The organism is Nocardioides endophyticus (assembly GCF_039543845.1).
Classification (GTDB): domain Bacteria; phylum Actinomycetota; class Actinomycetes; order Propionibacteriales; family Nocardioidaceae; genus Nocardioides; species Nocardioides endophyticus.
The window spans coordinates 298,381-315,757 of record NZ_BAABKN010000014.1 but is presented as its reverse complement, the minus strand read 5'-3'; the positions used below and the strand labels follow the sequence as shown (position 1 = coordinate 315,757).

At 70.4% G+C, this 17,377-nt stretch carries 20 protein-coding genes and 1 tRNA gene; 9 read left to right on the top strand and 12 right to left on the bottom strand.

What is annotated here, in order from left to right; all coding sequences use genetic code 11:
• Positions 1-25 precede the first annotated feature (25 nt).
• Positions 26-1,636 (top strand): MDR family MFS transporter, encoded by a 1,611-nt coding sequence (locus ABEA33_RS11755; RefSeq protein ID WP_345526964.1) that lies wholly within the window; start codon positions 26-28, stop codon positions 1,634-1,636.
• A gap of 14 nt (positions 1,637-1,650) precedes the next feature.
• Entirely contained in the window at positions 1,651-2,109 is a 459-nt protein-coding gene (locus ABEA33_RS11750) for a MarR family winged helix-turn-helix transcriptional regulator (RefSeq protein ID WP_345526963.1), read from the top strand.
• 6 nt (positions 2,110-2,115) lie between these two features.
• On the opposite strand, the gene ABEA33_RS11745 is transcribed toward ABEA33_RS11750, so the two are convergent.
• From ABEA33_RS11745 to ABEA33_RS11730, 4 genes are all read right to left on the bottom strand, one after another.
• On the bottom strand, positions 2,116-3,735 hold the full coding sequence (locus ABEA33_RS11745) for a glycoside hydrolase family 13 protein (protein WP_345526962.1): 1,620 nt from the start codon (positions 3,733-3,735) through the stop codon (positions 2,116-2,118).
• Between the two features lie 25 nt (positions 3,736-3,760).
• A complete protein-coding gene (locus ABEA33_RS11740; RefSeq protein ID WP_345526961.1) occupies positions 3,761-4,462 on the bottom strand; it encodes a hypothetical protein in 702 nt (233 codons plus the stop codon).
• A complete protein-coding gene (locus ABEA33_RS11735) occupies positions 4,455-5,441 on the bottom strand; it encodes a hypothetical protein (protein WP_345526960.1) in 987 nt (328 codons plus the stop codon). Before ABEA33_RS11735 ends, ABEA33_RS11740 begins: the two co-directional genes overlap by 8 nt.
• A 76-nt stretch (positions 5,442-5,517) precedes the next feature.
• Complete coding sequence (locus tag ABEA33_RS11730; RefSeq protein ID WP_345526959.1) at positions 5,518-6,870, bottom strand: cryptochrome/photolyase family protein; 1,353 nt, start codon at positions 6,868-6,870, stop codon at positions 5,518-5,520.
• A 47-nt stretch (positions 6,871-6,917) separates the two neighbouring features.
• Between ABEA33_RS11730 and ABEA33_RS11725 the strand changes: the two genes are divergently transcribed.
• Both ABEA33_RS11725 and ABEA33_RS11720 read left to right on the top strand, forming a co-directional pair.
• A complete protein-coding gene (locus ABEA33_RS11725) occupies positions 6,918-7,604 on the top strand; it encodes an iron-dependent transcriptional repressor DtxR (protein ID WP_345526958.1) in 687 nt (228 codons plus the stop codon).
• A 167-nt stretch (positions 7,605-7,771) separates the two neighbouring features.
• Positions 7,772-8,095, top strand: a complete 324-nt coding sequence (locus ABEA33_RS11720; RefSeq protein WP_345526957.1) for a hypothetical protein — start codon at positions 7,772-7,774, stop codon at positions 8,093-8,095.
• A 16-nt stretch (positions 8,096-8,111) separates the two neighbouring features.
• Here ABEA33_RS11720 and ABEA33_RS11715 read toward each other — a convergent pair whose 3' ends face one another.
• Together ABEA33_RS11715 and ABEA33_RS11710 are read right to left on the bottom strand one after the other, a co-directional pair.
• Entirely contained in the window at positions 8,112-8,957 is an 846-nt protein-coding gene (locus tag ABEA33_RS11715) for a Sir2 family NAD-dependent protein deacetylase (protein ID WP_345526956.1), read from the bottom strand.
• Positions 8,954-9,223 carry a DUF2277 domain-containing protein gene (locus tag ABEA33_RS11710; protein ID WP_345526955.1) on the bottom strand — a complete coding sequence of 90 codons (270 nt, stop codon included), beginning with the start codon at positions 9,221-9,223 and terminating at the stop codon, positions 8,954-8,956. The genes ABEA33_RS11715 and ABEA33_RS11710 overlap by 4 nt, the downstream gene beginning before the upstream one ends.
• A gap of 43 nt (positions 9,224-9,266) precedes the next feature.
• Between ABEA33_RS11710 and ABEA33_RS11705 the strand changes: the two genes are divergently transcribed.
• The 3 genes from ABEA33_RS11705 to ABEA33_RS11695 all read left to right on the top strand — a co-directional run bounded on the left by ABEA33_RS11705 (position 9,267) and on the right by ABEA33_RS11695 (position 12,946).
• Complete coding sequence (locus ABEA33_RS11705) at positions 9,267-10,442, top strand: saccharopine dehydrogenase family protein (protein ID WP_345526954.1); 1,176 nt, start codon at positions 9,267-9,269, stop codon at positions 10,440-10,442.
• A gap of 71 nt (positions 10,443-10,513) precedes the next feature.
• Positions 10,514-11,707 (top strand): L-2-hydroxyglutarate oxidase, encoded by a 1,194-nt coding sequence (gene lhgO, locus ABEA33_RS11700; RefSeq protein ID WP_345526953.1) that lies wholly within the window; start codon positions 10,514-10,516, stop codon positions 11,705-11,707.
• Positions 11,708-12,133: 426 nt separating this feature from the next.
• A complete protein-coding gene (locus ABEA33_RS11695) occupies positions 12,134-12,946 on the top strand; it encodes an isocitrate lyase/PEP mutase family protein (protein ID WP_345526952.1) in 813 nt (270 codons plus the stop codon).
• A 69-nt stretch (positions 12,947-13,015) separates the two neighbouring features.
• Here the strand turns inward: ABEA33_RS11695 and ABEA33_RS11690 are convergent, their stop codons facing one another.
• Positions 13,016-13,549 carry a hypothetical protein gene (locus tag ABEA33_RS11690; protein ID WP_345526951.1) on the bottom strand — a complete coding sequence of 178 codons (534 nt, stop codon included), beginning with the start codon at positions 13,547-13,549 and terminating at the stop codon, positions 13,016-13,018.
• An 89-nt stretch (positions 13,550-13,638) separates the two neighbouring features.
• A tRNA-Arg gene (locus tag ABEA33_RS11685) sits at positions 13,639-13,711 on the bottom strand.
• Between the two features lie 171 nt (positions 13,712-13,882).
• Here ABEA33_RS11685 and ABEA33_RS11680 point away from each other — a divergent pair.
• Both ABEA33_RS11680 and ABEA33_RS11675 read left to right on the top strand, forming a co-directional pair.
• Positions 13,883-15,136, top strand: a complete 1,254-nt coding sequence (locus ABEA33_RS11680) for an LCP family protein (protein ID WP_345526950.1) — start codon at positions 13,883-13,885, stop codon at positions 15,134-15,136.
• A gap of 10 nt (positions 15,137-15,146) precedes the next feature.
• Positions 15,147-15,323, top strand: coding sequence for a hypothetical protein (locus ABEA33_RS11675; RefSeq protein WP_345526949.1), 177 nt, complete (start codon positions 15,147-15,149; stop codon positions 15,321-15,323).
• On the opposite strand, the gene ABEA33_RS11670 is transcribed toward ABEA33_RS11675, so the two are convergent.
• The 4 genes from ABEA33_RS11670 to ABEA33_RS11655 form a co-directional block, all read right to left on the bottom strand.
• Positions 15,324-15,695, bottom strand: a complete 372-nt coding sequence (locus tag ABEA33_RS11670) for an MscL family protein (RefSeq protein WP_345526948.1) — start codon at positions 15,693-15,695, stop codon at positions 15,324-15,326.
• 9 nt (positions 15,696-15,704) lie between these two features.
• Positions 15,705-16,334, bottom strand: a complete 630-nt coding sequence (locus ABEA33_RS11665; protein WP_345526947.1) for an SAF domain-containing protein — start codon at positions 16,332-16,334, stop codon at positions 15,705-15,707.
• Between the two features lie 64 nt (positions 16,335-16,398).
• Entirely contained in the window at positions 16,399-16,704 is a 306-nt protein-coding gene (locus tag ABEA33_RS11660; protein WP_345526946.1) for an FmdB family zinc ribbon protein, read from the bottom strand.
• 71 nt (positions 16,705-16,775) lie between these two features.
• Complete coding sequence (locus ABEA33_RS11655; RefSeq protein ID WP_345526945.1) at positions 16,776-17,363, bottom strand: 5-formyltetrahydrofolate cyclo-ligase; 588 nt, start codon at positions 17,361-17,363, stop codon at positions 16,776-16,778.
• Positions 17,364-17,377 lie beyond the last annotated feature (14 nt).

Sequence of the window (17,377 nt, the reverse complement as noted above, 5' to 3'; positions counted from 1 at the left end):
TCTACCGATCGTGAATCGAGCTTCCGTGTCCCAGGCGTCACCCGCCCCCGTCGTGCCCTCCGCTGCCGCACCGGCGGTGGAGATGACCCACCGCCAGATCCTGGAGGCGCTCAGCGGCCTCCTCCTCGCCATGTTCGTGGCGATGCTCTCGAGCACCGTCGTGTCGAACGCCCTTCCGCGCATCGTCAGCGACCTGCACGGCAGCCAGACCGGCTACACCTGGGTCGTCGTGGCGACGATGCTCGCCATGACCGCGAGCACCCCGATCTGGGGCAAGCTGTCCGACCTGTTCAGCAAGAAGCTGCTGGTCCAGCTGGCGCTCGTCATCTACACGGTCGGCTCCCTGGTGGCGGCGTTCGCGCCGAGCATGGAGGTGCTGATCGGCGCCCGTGTGGTGCAGGGCCTCGGTGTCGGTGGCCTCACCGCCCTCGTGCAGGTCGTCATCGCGACGATGGTCTCCCCGCGTGAGCGCGGCCGCTACTCCGGCTACGTCGGCGCGACGTTCGCCCTCGCCACGGTCGGTGGTCCGCTCATCGGTGGCGTGGTCGTCGACTCCGCCCTCGGCTGGCGTGGCTGCTTCTTCATCGGTCTGCCGTTCGCCCTGATCGCGTTCTTCCTGCTCCAGCGCACGCTCCACCTGCCGGTCATCAAGCGGCCGGTCAACATCGACTACCTCGGCGCGACCCTGATCGTCGGCGGCATCTCCATCCTGCTCGTCTGGGTCTCGCTCGCCGGCAACCAGTTCGCCTGGGGCTCGACCACCACCGCCGTCCTCGTGGCGCTCGGCGCTCTCCTGCTGATCGCCGCGGTGTACGTCGAGGCCAAGGTCGCGATCGACCCGATCATCCCGATGCGCCTCTTCAAGGACCGTACGATCTCCCTCGCGACCTTCGCCTCGGTGATGATCGGCGTCGCGATGTTCGGCTCGACCGTCTACCTCAGCCAGTACTTCCAGGTCGCCCGCGGCATGACCCCGACCGAGGCCGGCCTGATGTCGATCGCGATGGTCGGCGGTCTCTTCATCTCGAGCCTCACCACCGGCCGGATCATCAGCAACACCGGCCTGTGGAAGCGCTACCTGGTCGGCGGCATGGTCCTCGTCGTCATCGGCCTGTCGCTGCTGGGCACCATCGACGACAAGACCAGCCTGGTCGCCGTCGGCGCCTTCATGGCGATCCTCGGCGTCGGCCTCGGCGCGACCATGCAGAACCTGGTCCTCGCCGTGCAGAACAACGTGTCGATGTCCGACATGGGCTCGGCCAGCTCCGTGGTCGCGTTCTTCCGCTCGATGGGTGGCTCGATCGGAATCTCGACGCTCGGTGCGCTGCTGAGCTACCAGGTCGCCGACAAGGTGACCTCCGGGCTGGCAGCCATCGGCATCGACGGCTCCGGCGCCGAGAGCCACTCCGTGCCCGACATGAGCACCCTGCCCGACCCGGTCCGCGCGGTCTTCGAGCACGCCTTCGGTGCCTCCATCGGCGAGCTGTTCCTGGTCGCTGTGCCGTTCGCGGTCGTGGCACTGGTCTGCGTCCTCTTCATCAAGGAGGTGCCGCTGCGCACGTCCAACCTGGACGCCGAGGCGGAGGCCTCTCCTGAGGTCGCGGCCGAGCTGCACCACGCGATCGCGAGCAAGTGAGCACAATGAGTGCCATGACGGAGCCGAGTACGGCGATGGCGCGGGCCGACCTGCTCGGAGGACTCGAGCAGGAGGTCGGTGTGATGATCCGCCGGATCCGGCGGGTCATCGGCGAGCGGGCCCGGTCGGTGCACCCGGACCTGCAGTCCTCGTCGTACCTGATGCTCACCTGGCTCAACCAGCACGGGGCCCAGCGATCGTCGGCGATGGCCGAGGCGTTCGGCATCGACAAGGGCGCGATCAGCCGCCAGGTCCAGCACCTGCTGGACCTGGGGTTGGTCGACCGCAGCCCGGACCCCGACGACGGCCGCGCGACGTTGGTCTCGGTGACCGCCGAGGCCGCGCGCCGGATCGCCGAGGTCAACGACGACCGGCGCCGCTGGCTCGATGACCGGCTCGGGGACTGGCCGGACGACGACCTCTCGGAGTTCGTCCGGATGCTCAGCAGCTACAACGCCGCGCTGGACGCCTGAAGCGCCTCAACCCAGCCAGACCGCGGTGTCGGCCGGCAGCTTGCCGTCGACGGGTCCGCTGGCGAGCAGGACCTCGCCCTCCGGCAGTGCCACCGGCTCCGTCCCGGCGTTGAGGACGACGGTCACCGGACCGCGCCGGAACGCGAGCACCTCGGCGCCGAGGTCGAGCATCTCGACCTCGTCGCCCGCCGTCGTCGCGAACGTACGGCGCACCGCGAGCGCGGCTCGGTAGAACGACAACGTGGAGTCGGAGTCGGCCTCCTCGGCCGCGACCGTGAGGGACGCCCAGTCGGCAGGCTGCGGGATCCATGGCTGGCCACTGCCCGGCCCGAAGCCGTACGGCGCAGCCGTGCCGCTCCACGGGATCGGCACCCGGCAGCCGTCGCGCCCGCCCTCGCCGGTGCGGATGAAGAACGGGTCCTGCTTGAACTCGTCGGCGACCTCGACCTGCTCCAGGCCGAGCTCCTCGCCCTGGTAGACGTACGCCGAGCCGGGCAGCGCGAGCATCGCCATGGTGGCCGCCTTGCCGCGGGCCAGGCCGATCTCGCCGCCGCCGTACCGGCTGACATGCCGCTCGACGTCGTGGTTGCTCAGCACCCAGGTGGGGGAGCCCGCGACCGAGCCGACGGCCTCCATGGTGCCGGTGATGACGTCGCTGAACTGCGCGGCGGACCACGAGGCCAGGAGCCAGGCGAAGTTGAACGCCTGGCTGAACTCGTCGGGTCGGATGTAGCGCGCCATCGACTCCGGGGACTGGGTCCAGGCCTCGGCGACGAACATCCGGTCGCCGTCGTACTCCGCGAGCACGTCGTGCCAGCGGCGGTAGACGTCGTGCACCTCGGGCTGGTCCCACATCGGCTCGTCGCGCAGCGTGCGCTCGACCATCGAGCCGCTCGCCGCCGACTCCATGGACTCGCTGCTGGGGATCTCGCTCTCCTCGACGATCTGGTCGCGGAGGCTCTCCTCCTTGAAGAGGCCGTGCGCGACGTCGACGCGGAAGCCGTCGGCGCCCCGGTCGAGCCAGAAGCGCAGCACGTCGACGAACATGTCGCCGACCTCTGGATTGCGCCAGTCGAAGTCGGGCTGGCTGGAGTCGAAGAGGTGGAGGTACCACTGGCCGTCGGGCACCTGGGTCCAGGCGATCCCGCCGAAGACCGAGTTCCAATTGTTCGGCGGAGCGTTGGAGGGAGTGCCGTCCGGGGCGGCAGGCGAGTCGCGGAAGATGTAGCGCGCCCGCTCGGGACTGCCCGGTCCGGCGGCGAGTGCCGCCTGGAACCACACGTGCTCGGTCGAGCTGTGGTTGGGGACCAGGTCGACGATCACCTTGAGGCCGAGGGCGTGCGCCTGCGCGATCATCTCGTCGGCGTCGGCGAGCGTGCCGAAGAGCGGGTCGACGTCGCGGTAGTCGGCGACGTCGTACCCGTGGTCGTGCTGGGGAGACGTATAGAACGGCGAGAGCCAGATCGCGTCCACGCCGAGGTCGCGCAGGTAGGGCAGGCGCGAGGTGATGCCGGCCATGTCCCCGACGCCGTCGCCGTCCGCGTCGGCGAAGCTGCGCGGGTAGATCTGGTACGTGACGGCGTGGCGCCACCACTCCTGGCCGCTCGTTTGATCGTTCAAACCCATGACGTCCATCCTAAGGAGCGGGTGGTCAGGCGAAGGCGGCGCGGTCGACCGCGAGCCAGAGGTGCTCCGCGCGCCCGAGCAGGCGGCCGTCCGAGTCGTAGAGGGCGGCAGCGGTGAACGTCTTGCGGCCCTCGGTACGGCGACCGACCCCGACGACCACGTGCTCCTCGCCGATGCGGGGGAGTACGTCGACCTGTGCGGTCATCCGGGCCAGCACCATCGTCCGGTCGGCCAGCCCACCGGCCCAGCCGCCGATGCAGTCGAGCGCGGACCAGGTGACCGATGACAAGTCGTCGGCCACCGACTCGTCCGGTGTCCAGGTAGCCGCCAGACGGGTCAGTCCGTCCTGGTCGGCGACCGGTCCCGGGAAGATCCGCAGCCCGTCGGGGCGGTCGGGTCCGCACACGAAGCAGGTCGGGAACGGGTGCGACGCGAGCCCGACGAAAGCCTGCTCAGCCGACCGAGCCTCCTCGGGTGTCACCGGGTCGACGGCAGGCTGATCGATCGCCGCGACCTCGGCCCGGGCGACCGGTGCGTCGCCAACGCTCGCGATGGTGGCGCCGTCGACGACCTCGACGGACATCGGGGTGTCCAACGGAGGCGGGGCCAGCAGCGAGACCGACGCGGTCGATCCGCCGACCAGGGCTGCGAGCGCGCCGGCGGTGAAGCCACCGTTGCCCGACGAGGGGGGACCGCAGAAGCGGCGGGGCACGAGAACGTCAGGCACGTACCCGACCGTACCTGGGCAGCGCTCGCCGGGCGGCCCACGCACTCAGCGCCAGCATCAGTGCGAGCAGGGCCACGTTGTGGCCGTACTTCTCGCCATCGCTCACCGCGCCGATCGGCGTCGTGACGAACGCGAAGCAACCCGCTGCCACCACCGCGCCGCTCGCGAGAGCGAGCACGTGCAGCTGACCCCAGTCGCCGCGGTGCGACCAGCGTCGGACGACGACCACGGCGCCGAGGGCGAGCAGCGCGACCAGGGCGGTGCCGATCCGGGTCGGCGGGATCGCCACCCAGCCGATCATCGCGACGAACGCCGCCGCCCACACCAGCAGCGGGTCCGGTACGACGCCCGGGAGGATCAGCGCGGGCCGGCGGCCGACCACGAAGGCCGCGACGACCAGTCCGACGGCAGCCACCGACGACCCCACCAGCTGGCCCCACGTGGCCGAGGCCTCGCCGGTGTCGTAGGAGTCCTTGAGCGCCAGCACGCAGGCTGCGGCGTACAGGAACACGACCGCCCAGAGCACGATCGGCCCGAGCCACTGCTCGCGACGCCGATGGGGCGTCAGGGTCTCGACCAGCGCGATCGGCGAGCCGATGCTGAGGATCACGTGGCCGCCGACGAAGGAGAGCGCGAGGTAGAGGCTCAGCCCGATGGGGGCGAGGTACGTCGGGACGGACATGTCCTCCCAGTACGGGATGTCGCGGTAGCCGGTGCTCCACATCGACTGGTCGACGATCGCCGCCTGGACGACACCGAACGCGGCCGCCAGCAGCAGGATCCCCGGCCACCCCAGCCCCCGGCGCCGGGCCACCTCGCGGATCAGCAGCGCCGGCGCGCCGTACAGAGGGGAGAAGACGATGAGGTTGCCGATCAGGCTGCCCGGGTGGCCGGTGCTGTCGTCGTAGCCCCAGAGGTACTCAGCGCAGACGGGCGACAGGATGAAGAGGCCGAGAGCGGGGAGCCAGGCGGTGCGCACCCTGCCGACGCTAGGGGTCAGCGAGGGTGCCGAGAACCGCCCCAGGTCGCGAACGCTCACGACCTTCGGCTATGTCTCAGCGGATCTCCTCCCACCGCGCGAGCGCCTCGAGGCGCTCGGCGGCGTGGTCCACGATCGGCAGCGGGTAGCCGACCAGGTCACGGTCGTCGACCGACGGGTCGTGTGGGTCGGCGACGTCGGCCAGCTCGGGCACCCATCTCCGCACGTAGCGTCCGTCGGCGTCGAACTTGCGGCCCTGCGTGGTCGGATTGAAGACCCGGAAGTACGGCGCCGCGTCGGCGCCGCTGCCCGCCGCCCACTGCCAGTTCTGCTGGTTGGAGGCCAGGTCGCCGTCGACCAGCCACCGCATGAAGTGCCGGGCACCGTGCTGCCACTCGACGTGCAGGTCCTTGACCAGGAAGCTCGCGACGATCATCCGCACCCGGTTGTGCATCCAGCCGGTCGCGCGCAGCTGCCGCATCCCGGCGTCGATCACGGGGAAGCCGGTGTGGCCGCGGCGCCAGGCATCGAGCTGCGCGCCCGGCTCGTCGTACCGCATCCGGGCGTAGTCGGGGCGCAGGTACTCCCGAGCGCTCTCGGGCCGGGCGTGCAGCACGTCGGCGAAGAACTCACGCCAGGCGAGCTCCTTGCGGTACGTCGCGGCGCCCGCACTGCGCAGCCGGGAGAGGTCGGCCAGCATCGTGCGCGGGTGGATCTCGCCCCACCTGAGGTGGGGCGACATCCGCGAGGTCGTGTCGAGATCGGGACGGTCGCGCTCGTCGCCGTACCTCTCCACGTCGTCGAGGAACTCCCGCCAGCGCCGGTGTGCGGCGGTCTCGCCGGCCGCGGGCAGCTCCAGGCCGTCGGGGAGTGCCGGCTCCGGGATCTCGATGGTGTCCTCGTCGAGCGTGAGCCAGCTGCCCCCCCGAGGTGGCTCGACCGGCGCCCGCCACCCGTGGTCGGCCCACGCGCGGGAGAACGGTGTGTAGACCTTGTAGGGCTCGCCGCTGCCGCTGGTCACCCGGCCCGGGCTCACGGCGTACGGCGAGCCGGTGCGGACCAGCTCGACCCCGTGCTCGGCCAGGGTCTCCTCGACCTCCGCGTCGCGGCGGCGGCCGTAGGGGCCGAAGTCGGCTGAGACGTGCACCCGGCGCGCCCCGACCGCCCGGGCGGCCAGCGCCACCCGGCGCACCGGGTCTCCACGGACGACCGACAGCTGTGAGCCGCGCTGCCGCAGGGAGGCGTCGAGGCTGCGCAGCGATGCGCCGAGATAGGCCCGACGGCTCGGTCCGGCCGGGCCCCAGAGCGCGGGGTCGAGCACGAAGAGCGGCAGCACCGGGCCGTCGGCGGCCGCCTCGAGCAGGGCCGGATTGTCGGCGAGGCGCAGGTCGCGACGGAACCACATCACAGTCGGCGTCGTGTCACCCATCGATGCCAGCCTGCCAGCCGCTGGGTCGATGAGACAGAATGTGCCGCGTGAGCGATCTGATCGACACCACCGAGATGTACCTCCGGACCATCTACGAGCTGGTCGAGGAGGGAATCGTCCCGCTGCGTGCCCGGATCGCCGAGCGGCTCCACCAGAGCGGGCCGACCGTCTCTCAGACCGTCGCCCGGATGGAGCGCGACGGACTGCTGACCGTCGAGGGCGACCGGCACCTCGAGCTGACCGACGAGGGCATGCGGCTGGCCGTGCGGGTGATGCGCAAGCACCGTCTCGCCGAGCGACTGCTCACCGACGTCATCGGGCTCGAGTGGGAGCTCGTGCACGAGGAGGCGTGCCGCTGGGAGCACGTCATGTCGGAGACCGTGGAGCGTCGGCTGCTCAAGCTGCTCGACCACCCCACCGAGTCGCCGTACGGCAACCCGATCCCGGGCCTGGACGAGCTCGGCGAGATCGAGATCGGCGAGAGCTTCATGGAGGGCGTCGAGCCGTTGTCACAGGCCGCAGGCCCGGCCGAGGGGCGGGTGCTGGTGCGTCGCATCTCCGAGGAGATGCAGAAGGACGAGATCCTGATGAGCGCGCTGCGCCGCGTCGGAGCCCTGCCGGACAAGACCATCACCGTCATCGCCACCGAGGCCGGGGTGCTCGTCGGCTCGGGAGGCGAGACCGCGGAGATCGTCCCGGAGGCGGCCGACCACATCTTCGTGCGTCGTCTCTGAGCGCGCCGGAGTGACGCCGGTCACCCCCTCCCGACGATCTTGCAGAAACAATGGACATCCGCACTCCGGTTTCTCAGGTTTCGAATACACCCGAAGAGGTAGTTTTGGGGATGGCGCGGACGCCGCGTGATGGGGGCCTGCCATTCTTGGCAGTGGGGAAGGTCGTGATGGAGATCGTCGTACTCGATGCTGCGGTTGGTGTGCGCGGTGAGCGCGCGCTGGTTGTCGGTCATTCGCTCACACAGCTGACCCGGGGTCTGGAGCCCCGGGAGTCCGTGGTGCTGCACACCGCCGACGGTGACTACTACGCCGCCCAGGTGCGGGGGATCGAGTTCGAGCTCGATGACACCATCTACACCTTCGACGTCGGCGCCCGGCTCCCCGAGGATCTCGCCCTCGAGCGGGTCGAGGGCCTGGACCCCGTCGAGCACGACCTCTCGCTCCACGAGCTGGTGGACCTGCTCGGCGAGCTGCGCGGCCGCGCGTCGTAGGTCCTAGCCGTCAGGACTAGATCCGTGAGGACTCTAGATCCGTGAGAAATTGGCTGCAGCCGGCGTCGACCCGGATCGTGGCCAGCGGATCGCCACGGGTCTCGCCGCGGTTGACAATCACGACGGGCGTCCCGGCCTTGGCCGCGCGCCGGACGAACCGCAGCCCGGACATCACGGTCAGGCTGGACCCTGTCACCAGCAGCGCGCCGTCGAGCCCGACCAGGGCGTCGACGGCGTCGTAGCACCGGGCCACCCGCGCCGCCGGGACGTTCTCGCCGAAGAACACCACGTCGGGCTTCAGGACGCCGCCGCACCCGTCGCACCCGGGCACCACGAAGTCGGCCGTCTCCTCGAGGTCGACGTCGCCATCGGGGCGTGAGACGACCTCGGCGTGGCGCTCCGCGAACCCGGGGTTGAGGTCGGTGAGCCGCTCCTGCAGCGCGACCCGCGCCGACGTCGTACGACAGTCCAGGCACACCACGTCGGCGACCCGACCGTGCAGCGCGACGAGCCGTGGCGTCCCGACCTGCTCGTGCAGCCCGTCGACGTTCTGCGTGATCAGCAGCTCAGGTCCCAGCCTGGCGAGTGCCCGGTGGCCGGCGTTCGGCTCGGCACGCCGCATCCGGCCCCAGCCGAGGTGGCTGCGCGCCCAGTAGCGCTGCCGGGCGGCCGGACCCGAGACGAACTCCTGGTAGGTCATCGGCATCCGTGCCGGGGCCCCTGGCCCGCGGTAGTCCGGGATGCCCGAGTCGGTGGACAGGCCGGCACCGGTCAGCACCACCAGCGGGCGCCCACGCAGCAGCTCGAGCGCTTCGTCGTACGACGTGTCGCTCTGGGTGGTCGAGCCGGTCGAGATCGTCAACGGGCGTACCGGAGCTCGGCCCTGGCCCGCGCCTTGGCCGCCTCGACCTCGCGGTTCTTCGGCGGTGCGGTGGTCGTCAGGTCGTCGAGCAGGTGTTCGGTGATGTGCGCGATCTCGCGCACGGCCTGGTCGAAGACCGCCTGGTTGGCCTGTGACGGCTTGGTCGTCCCACTCACCTTGCGCACGTACTGCAGGGCGGCAGCGGTGACCTCGTCGCGCGTGGCCGGCGGTTCGAAGTTGTTCAGGGGGCGGATGTTGCGGCACATGCCTTGAGCGTACGACGCGGACGCACCTGACAGCATGGATCGCATGCCCGATCTCCGCGAGCTCGACCTGGTCCTCTTCGGCGCCACCGGCTTCACTGGCGGCCTGACCGCCGACTACCTCGCGCGGCACGCACCGGACGGCCTGCGGTGGGGGCTGGCCGGTCGCAACCAGGCCAAGCTGGAGGACGTACGCCGCAGGCTCGCGGAGGTCGACCCGGCGCTCGCGGACCTGCCGCTTCTGCACGCCGACGTCGAGGATGCGGACTCCCTCGCCGACGTGGCCGGCCGGGCCCGCGTGGTCATCACGACCGTCGGGCCCTACCTCACGCACGGCGAGCCGCTGGTCGCTGCCTGTGCCGCGGCCGGGACCGACTACCTCGACCTGACCGGCGAGCCGGAGTTCGTCGACCTGATGTACCTCGCCCACCACGAGACCGCCGCGGCGTCCGGCGCCCGGATCGTGCACGCCGCCGGCTTCGACTCCGTGCCGCACGACCTCGGCGTGCTCTACACGCTGCAGCAGTTCCAGGTCCGCGGCCCGGTGCGGGTCCGCGGCGTCGTCCGGGCGAGCGCCACCTTCTCCGGCGGCACCTTCCACTCCGCCATGACGGCCTTCTCCCGCGTGCGCCAGACCAAGGCGGTCACGCAGGAGCGCCGTCGGGCCGAGCCTCGACCTGAGGGACGCAAGTCCCGCGCGACCGCAGGCAAGCCGCACAAGGACCCGCTGCTGGGCTACTGGCTGCTCCCGCTGCCGACGATCGACCCGCTCGTCGTCGCCCGCAGCGGCGCCGCGCTCGCGTCGTACGGCCCGGACTTCCGTTACTCGCACTACGCCGGCACCAAGACGTTGCGGTACGCCGCGGGCGGCGCGGTCGGGGCCGCCGCGATGTTCCTCACCGCGCAGGTGCCGCCGTTGCGGCGACTCGCCCTGGACCGGGTGAAGCAGGGCGACGGGCCCGACGAGCGACGCCGCGCGAAGTCGTGGTTCAGCGTCGACTTCGTCGCCGAGGGCGACGGCCGCACCCTCCACACCCGGGTCTCCGGGGGCGACCCCGGCTACGACGAGACCGCGAAGATGCTCGCCGAGGCCGCGCTGTGCCTGATCTTCGACGACAACCCGACGACCGCTGGGCAGGTCACCACTGCCCAGGCGATGGGGGACGCGCTGCTCGCTCGGCTGCAGGCGGCCGGCCTGCGGTTCGAGGTCGTCGTCGGGTAGGTCCACCACCCATTCGGCGGATATCGCGCCTCCGGCTCGCCGTGGCGGAGCGGGCCAGGGAGGATCGGTCCATGACCGAAGAGACGATCGGCATCGTCGGGGGCGGCATCGTCGGCCTGGCCGTCGGCCGCGAGCTCAGCCAGCGGCGTGCCGGCGTACGCGTCGTCGTCTTCGAGAGGGAGGACCGGCTCGCCGCCCACCAGACCGGCCACAACTCCGGCGTCGTGCACGCCGGCCTCTACTACAAGCCCGGGAGCCTCAAGGCCGAGCTGTGCACCCGGGGTCGCAAGCTCATCCAGGACTACTGCGCCGAGCACCAGTTGCCGTACGACGAGTGTGGCAAGCTGGTCGTCGCGATCGATCGCGACGAGATGGGGCGGTTCGCGAAGCTCGAGCAGACCGCGCGGGAGAACGACGTACCCGGGCTGCGTCGCGTCGACGGCGCCGAGATCACCGAGATCGAGCCGCGTGCTGCCGGCCTCGCCGCTCTGCACTCGCCGCACACCGCGATCACCGACTACGTCGCGATCGCGGAGCGGGTAGGCGCGGAGATCGAGAACGCAGGCGGCCGGATCCGACTCTCGACGACGGTCACGGGCATCGAGCGCAGGGCCGGTCGCATCGACGTGGTGTGCGGCACCGAACGCCACACCGTCGACCGGTTGGTCGTCTGCGGAGGGCTGGAGTCCGACCGCCTCGGCAAGCTGGTCGGTGGCTCGGCGTCACCTCGCATCGTGCCGTTCCGGGGCGAGTACATGTCGGTCGCGGCGGCCAAGCAGGAGTTCGTCCGCGGGATGATCTACCCGGTGCCGGATCCGCGCTACCCGTTCCTCGGTGTGCACTTCACCCGTCGGGTCACGGGGGGACTCGAGGTCGGCCCGAACGCCTTCCTCGCGCTGAGCCGCCAGGCCTACGGGCGTACGTCGGTCTCGGCCCGCGATCTGGGCAACACCCTGGCGTGGCCAGGTTTCTGGCGGTTCGCCGCCGAGCACTGGCGCACGGGGCTGACCGAGCTCGGAGGGGTGCTCTCGACGAGCGCGTACATGAGGACGGCCCAGCGTTACGTGCCCGAGATCGGGGCGTCCGACGTCGCCCGCAGCGGCCTCGGGATCCGAGCCCAGGCCGTCGAGCGCGACGGCTCGCTGGTCGACGACTTCGTGATCGAGCACGAGGACGGCATCATCAGCGTGCGCAACGCGCCGTCGCCCGCTGCCACGTCGAGCCTGGCGATCGCGGCGTACGTCGTCGACCGCATCGACGGTTGAAATTCCCCTAGATCGTATATCGTCTCGTCAGCGGCGAGATGACTGCCACGCTGTCGCTGAAGGTGGGGGCAAGGCGACGACCCTCAAGGGCAAGATCTCGATGGACGTGCCGGCGAACGCCCCGATCCCGATGCCTAAGTTCAAGGGCAAGGTCAGGGTGGCCAAGGCCGCCAAGAAGCTCCCGGTCGTGGTCACCTGACTGACGTTCGACCTCGCGTCCTTCGGCGTCTCCGGGACGTGCGCACCCGAGTCCGGCGCGACCCTGTCGAAGCAGAAGCTGGGCTGACCGCCTTCACCGGCGTACGACGAAGCCCGCACCCCGGCTGACGTTGCCGGGCTGCGGCTGGCTGGAAGAATGGCGGTGTGGGTTCAGGCGGAGTGGTGGCACGCGGCCGGCGCATGGCCCAGATGTGCTGGAATGGCATGATGGCACACCACCTCGAGCGCGCTCTCGCCTTCCATTCGATGCATGTCCCGGGTGCCCCTCTTATCCTGCCGAACGCCTGGGACCCGGCATCCGCCCGCATCGTCCTGGAATCCGGGGCGCGTGCCGTCGCCACGACGAGCGCCGGGGTTGCCTGGTCGCGCGGCTACGGTGACGGAAACCAGCTCCCCCGTGACGCCGCACTCGACGCCCTCCGGAAGATCGCGTCAGCGGTCGCTGTTCCGCTCACCGCTGATATCGAACGCGGATACGGCGAGACGCCCAGGGACGTCGCCTCCACCATCGCCGAGTGCCTCGAGATCGGTGTATCTGGAGTGAACATCGAGGATTCGCTCCGACCAATCGAAGAGCAGGAGCATCGGATCGCCGCCGCCCGCGATGCAGCGGAGAGCGTAGGCGTGCCGCTGTTCATCAACGCCCGAGTCGACACGCACTTGCTCGGCGACATCGGAGGCGACGACTGGCTGGATGAGACCGTGGCGCGCGCCTCGTCGTATGCCCGAGCCGGCGCGAGCGGAATCTTCGTACTCGGGGCTCTGCGAGGCGACGCGCTCCAGGCGCTCGTGAATGCGACAACACTGCCGATCAACGTGGCGTTCGGTCCAGGCACAGCGTCGATTGGCGAGCTCGCCCGAGCCGGGGCGAGCCGGGTCAGCGCGGGATCCTCGATCGCCGAGGCCGCCTACAGCGTTGCGCAGCACTGGGCGGCGGCGATGTTCAACGCTCCAGACGCCGCTGTTTCGTCGCCACCAACACTCGGCTGGGCTGCTCTGAACCGTCTCGTCCGCGGCTGAACCGCGCATCGATCGTCACTGCCGGACTCGCTCTTCCTCCCCCGTATGAACCACACTTATCTGGCCAACTCAGCCGACCAGCGCGCCCTGCACACCACCGACATTGAAACCCTCATCGAGGACTACTACCGCAACATCCGCATCCCACCCGAGACCGTCGCCGTGCTTCGCGAGACCCTGACCGTCGAGCCGGACCGGCTCACGGCATCCGCCGGCCAAGAGGCTGCAGAACACCTCACCGCCAGGCGGGTGAAGAACCTCGCCGACCAGGAACGCATCCTCGACGCCCACCTCGCTGACGCGATCACCCTCGACCAGCTCAAGACCCGGCAGGGGAAGCTCCGCGCCGAACTCGACACCATCGATGCGCGCCTCGCTGAACACCACAACGATTACGCCGAAGCCCGCACCCACATCGGCGACTGCCTCGACCTCGCCGCCGACATCGCCCGCATCTACGCCGGATGCGACGACCAGACCCGCAGGCTCTGCAACCGGGCCTTCTTCGTCAAGATCTACATCGACGAAAACCGCACCATCCGACCTGCCCTCGCCGAACCATTCAACATCATCCTCGACCCAGACGAGGCCCGCGACGCCCACACCTGGTCCGCGGCCCGCGACGCCGCAACGCAAAGTCCGATGTCCCAACACCATCCATTTGGCTGCATGTTGGAACTTCGGACATTAAGTGCCCCAGGTAGGAGTCGAACCTACGACCTTTCGCTTAGGAGGCGGCTGCTCTATCCACTGAGCTACTGGGGCCTCGCGGTCGAGCGGACGTCACCCGACCGGGCGCAAGAATAGCCGCCGCCTCCGGGGCAGCTGTCGCCGGTTTGGTCGAACTGGCTGGGCACAGGGACAATTCAGGTTCGTACCATACGCTCGCCAACGCCGCCGAGCGGCTCCCCATGTCTTCGACCTTGAGGTAGATCTATGCCCGACGCTGAACTCGACGGTACTCCGTCCGAGCCCAGCGCCGCGACCCCCACCGGCCCCAAACGCCGTGGCAAGGTGCGCAAGCGCCACACGGTCGGCAAGGTGATCCTCGCCAGCGTGGTCGTCCTCGGGCTGACCGCAGGGCTGGGGGTGGCTTTCCTCTACCGGCACCTCAACGGCAACCTCGAGGTGCTCGACCCGTCCGACCAGCTCTCGAACCGGCCCGACAAGGTCGTCGTCGAGGGCCCCCGCGAGCCGATCAACGTCCTCGTCATGGGGTCCGACTCCCGCGACGGCGCCGGCAACAACATCGACGGCCTGACCGGCGGCGGCGAGCGTTCGGACACCACGATCCTGCTGCACGTCTCCGCGGACCGGAAGCGTGCCTACGGCATCAGCATCCCGCGCGACCTCCTGATCGACCGGCCGGAGTGCAAGAAGGAGAACGGCGACACCATCCCGGCCCACGCCGGCGCGATGTGGAACGAGGCGTTCGCCGTCGGCGGCCCCACCTGCACGATGCAACAGTTCGAGCAGATCACCGGGGTGCGCCTCGACCACTTCGTCAAGGTCGACTTCGAGGGCTTCCGCGGCATGGTCGACGCCATCGGCGGCGTCGAGATGTGTGTCCCGGAGGACATCGACGATCCCGCGCACAACATCCACATCCCGGCAGGCACCCGCAAGCTGAAGGGCAACGAGGCGCTCAACTACGTGCGTGAGCGGTACGTCGTGGGCGACGGCTCGGACGTCGGACGGATGAAGCGGCAGCAGGCGTTCATCGCCTCGATGGCCCACCAGGTCGTCACCGCCGGCACCCTGGCCCGACCCGACCGGCTGGTGCGCTTCCTCGACTCCGCGACCAAGTCGCTCACCGTGGACCCGGGCCTGAAGAACGTCGTCAAGATCGCCGAGCTCGGCAACCAGTTCAAGAGCATCGGCCTGGACAACATCCAGTTCCTCACGATCCCGATCATGGCGGCGCCGAGCGACCCCAACCGGTTGGCATTCGTGCAGCCGCAGGCCAACCAGGTCTGGGAGAAGGTCCGCAAGGACCAGCCGCTCACCCGCCGCCTGTCCTCCGACGTGATCAGCGCCGGCGACCTGCCGGGTGCCAGTCAGTCGTCGAGTCCCTCGACCTCAGCCGATCCGTCGGGCACGCCGTCGGGCAGCACGAGCTCCAGCCCCTCCAGCACCCCCGACGACGAGGCCAGCAAGCAGGCCCTCGCCAACGCGGGCCTGTGCGTGTGACCCTGCCGGTATGACCCAGGACAAGCGCGAGATCGACTGGGAGCGCCGCCGGCGACTCGCCGAGGTCTTCGGTGATGTCCTTCCGGAGACGACCGAGGACGAGCGCGACGACGAGTCACGCGATCAGCGGGAGGCCGGCACCGACGCGTGGCTGCGCGCGCAGGTGCCGCCCCACCACGGCGACTGATCAGGCGGTCGGGCGTCCCTGTTGGGTCGCGAGGAGGTCGCGGATCTCCTGCAGCAGCTGGACGTCTGCAGGCGTGCCCGGCTCCTCATCGGGGAAGTAGCGCTCCTTCGCCTTTGTGTACGGCAGCACGATGAAGAAGTAGACGACGGCAGCCATGATGACGAAGGCGACCACGGCCGTGAGCCAGGTGCCGATCGAGATGCCGTTCCAGTCGTACCGGGAGAAGTTCGGGGTGCCGCCGACCTTCCCGATGAGGTCCATCAGCAGCTGGACGGTGGCATCGACGACGGACTTGAAAGCCAGCGCCATGATCAAGGCGACGGCGAGCTCGACGATGTTGCCGCGGAGGATGAAGTTCTTGAATCCGGTCATGCGCTGACGCTAACTGGCAAAGGCGATGGTGACGAAGGTCCGCACCGAGGCATCCGCGATCCGAGCGACCTCCCCGGACTGGGCGCCGACGACGACGAGCCGCCCGGTGAGGCCGGCCGCGCCGACCTCGGTCGGGGTGTCGGGCAGGGCCAGCACCGGTACGTCGGACGCGATCGTCGCGGCTGAGCGTCCTTGCGGATCGGCGGAGACGAGGTCGACCCGGTCTCCGACGCGCAGCAGCCCGGCCATGCCGGCGTCGGGCAGCCGGACCGGCACCGCCACCAGCCCGGGGTAGCCGTCGGTGAGCCCCGGCCCGACCAGGCGTACGTCGGTCAGCGGCTCGCCCGCGCGCAGTGGAGCCGCCAGGGTGCGGCCCGCGGGGTCTCGAGCCACGCCGTCCGGGACCGATCCCGGCGCGAACCCGACCCGGCGTACGTCCTCGGCCGCGATGACGACGCCGGCAGGCAGGTCGCGGGCGGCGACGAGGACCTGGACCTGGGGCGCTGGGTCAGCCCGGGCCGTGTGCAGGCCCGCGGCGACGGCGACCGCCGTCAGCAGCCCGGCGAGCAGGCGACGGCGCGCGAGCACCGCGCGGCGTACGGCGCGGCGGGCGGTGGTGAGGCGGTCACGGAAGAGCATGCCGTGACGCTAGGAGACGAGCGGGGGAGTCCGCTCCCGCTCTCCACAGGGCTGGAGAAGAGGGTCAGTCGGAGGAGCTGGACGAGCTCGCGGCAGCGGCGGCAGGCGCCGGCTTGGACTCGCTCTTGGTCTCGCTCTTGGTCTCGGTCTTCGTCTCGGTCTTGGTCGCGGCACCGTCGGTCGCCGACGTGCCCGACCGGGAGTCCGTGCGGTAGAAGCCGGAGCCCTTGAAGACCACGCCGACGGCGTTGAAGACCTTGCGGAGCTTGCCCTCGCACTCCGGGCACACGGTGAGTGCGTCGTCGGAGAAGCTCTGGACCTGCTCGAAGGCGTGGCCGCACTGGGTGCAGGCGTACTGATAGGTGGGCACGGTTCTCCTCTGACACTCGCGTCTGGCACTCGACCGGGACGAGTGCCAAGAGTACCCGAGGCCGTCGGATATCAGGAGGCGAGCCGCACCACACCGGCGGGCGTCGCGGCCCACCCCACGCGACGGTCGTGCGGCTCGACCGGCACGGGCACCCCGACCTCGCCTTCGTAGAGCAGCACGCAGGTGAACGTGCCGACCGGGACCCGGCCCAGTGCCCGGTCATAGGAGCCGCCGCCGCGGCCGAGCCGGACGCCTGAGGTGTCGACCGCAAGGCCGGGGACGAGCACGGCGTCGGCCGTCGCCACGGCGTCGGGTCCGAGCCGTGGCCCGGCGGGTTCGAGCAGCCCGCGGCTGGCGGGGACCAGCCCGTCGGGACCGTCGTACGGCGCCCAGTCCAGGTCGCCGTCGGGGAGCAGCACCGGCAGGATCACCCGCTTGCCGGCGGCGCGCAGTGCCTCCAGCAGGGGGCCGGTGCCGGGCTCGCCGTCGAGGGAGACGTACGCCGCGACGGTCGCCGCCCGGCGTACCTCTGGAGCGGCGAGGAGGTGCTCCGCGATGGCCCGCGCGGCGGCGACCACCTCGACGAGCGGACGCCGCCGCCGGTCGGTCAGGAGCTGGTCCCGGACGGCGACTTTGGCGGGTGGTTGGATGCGGGCCACGCGGGAAGCCTACG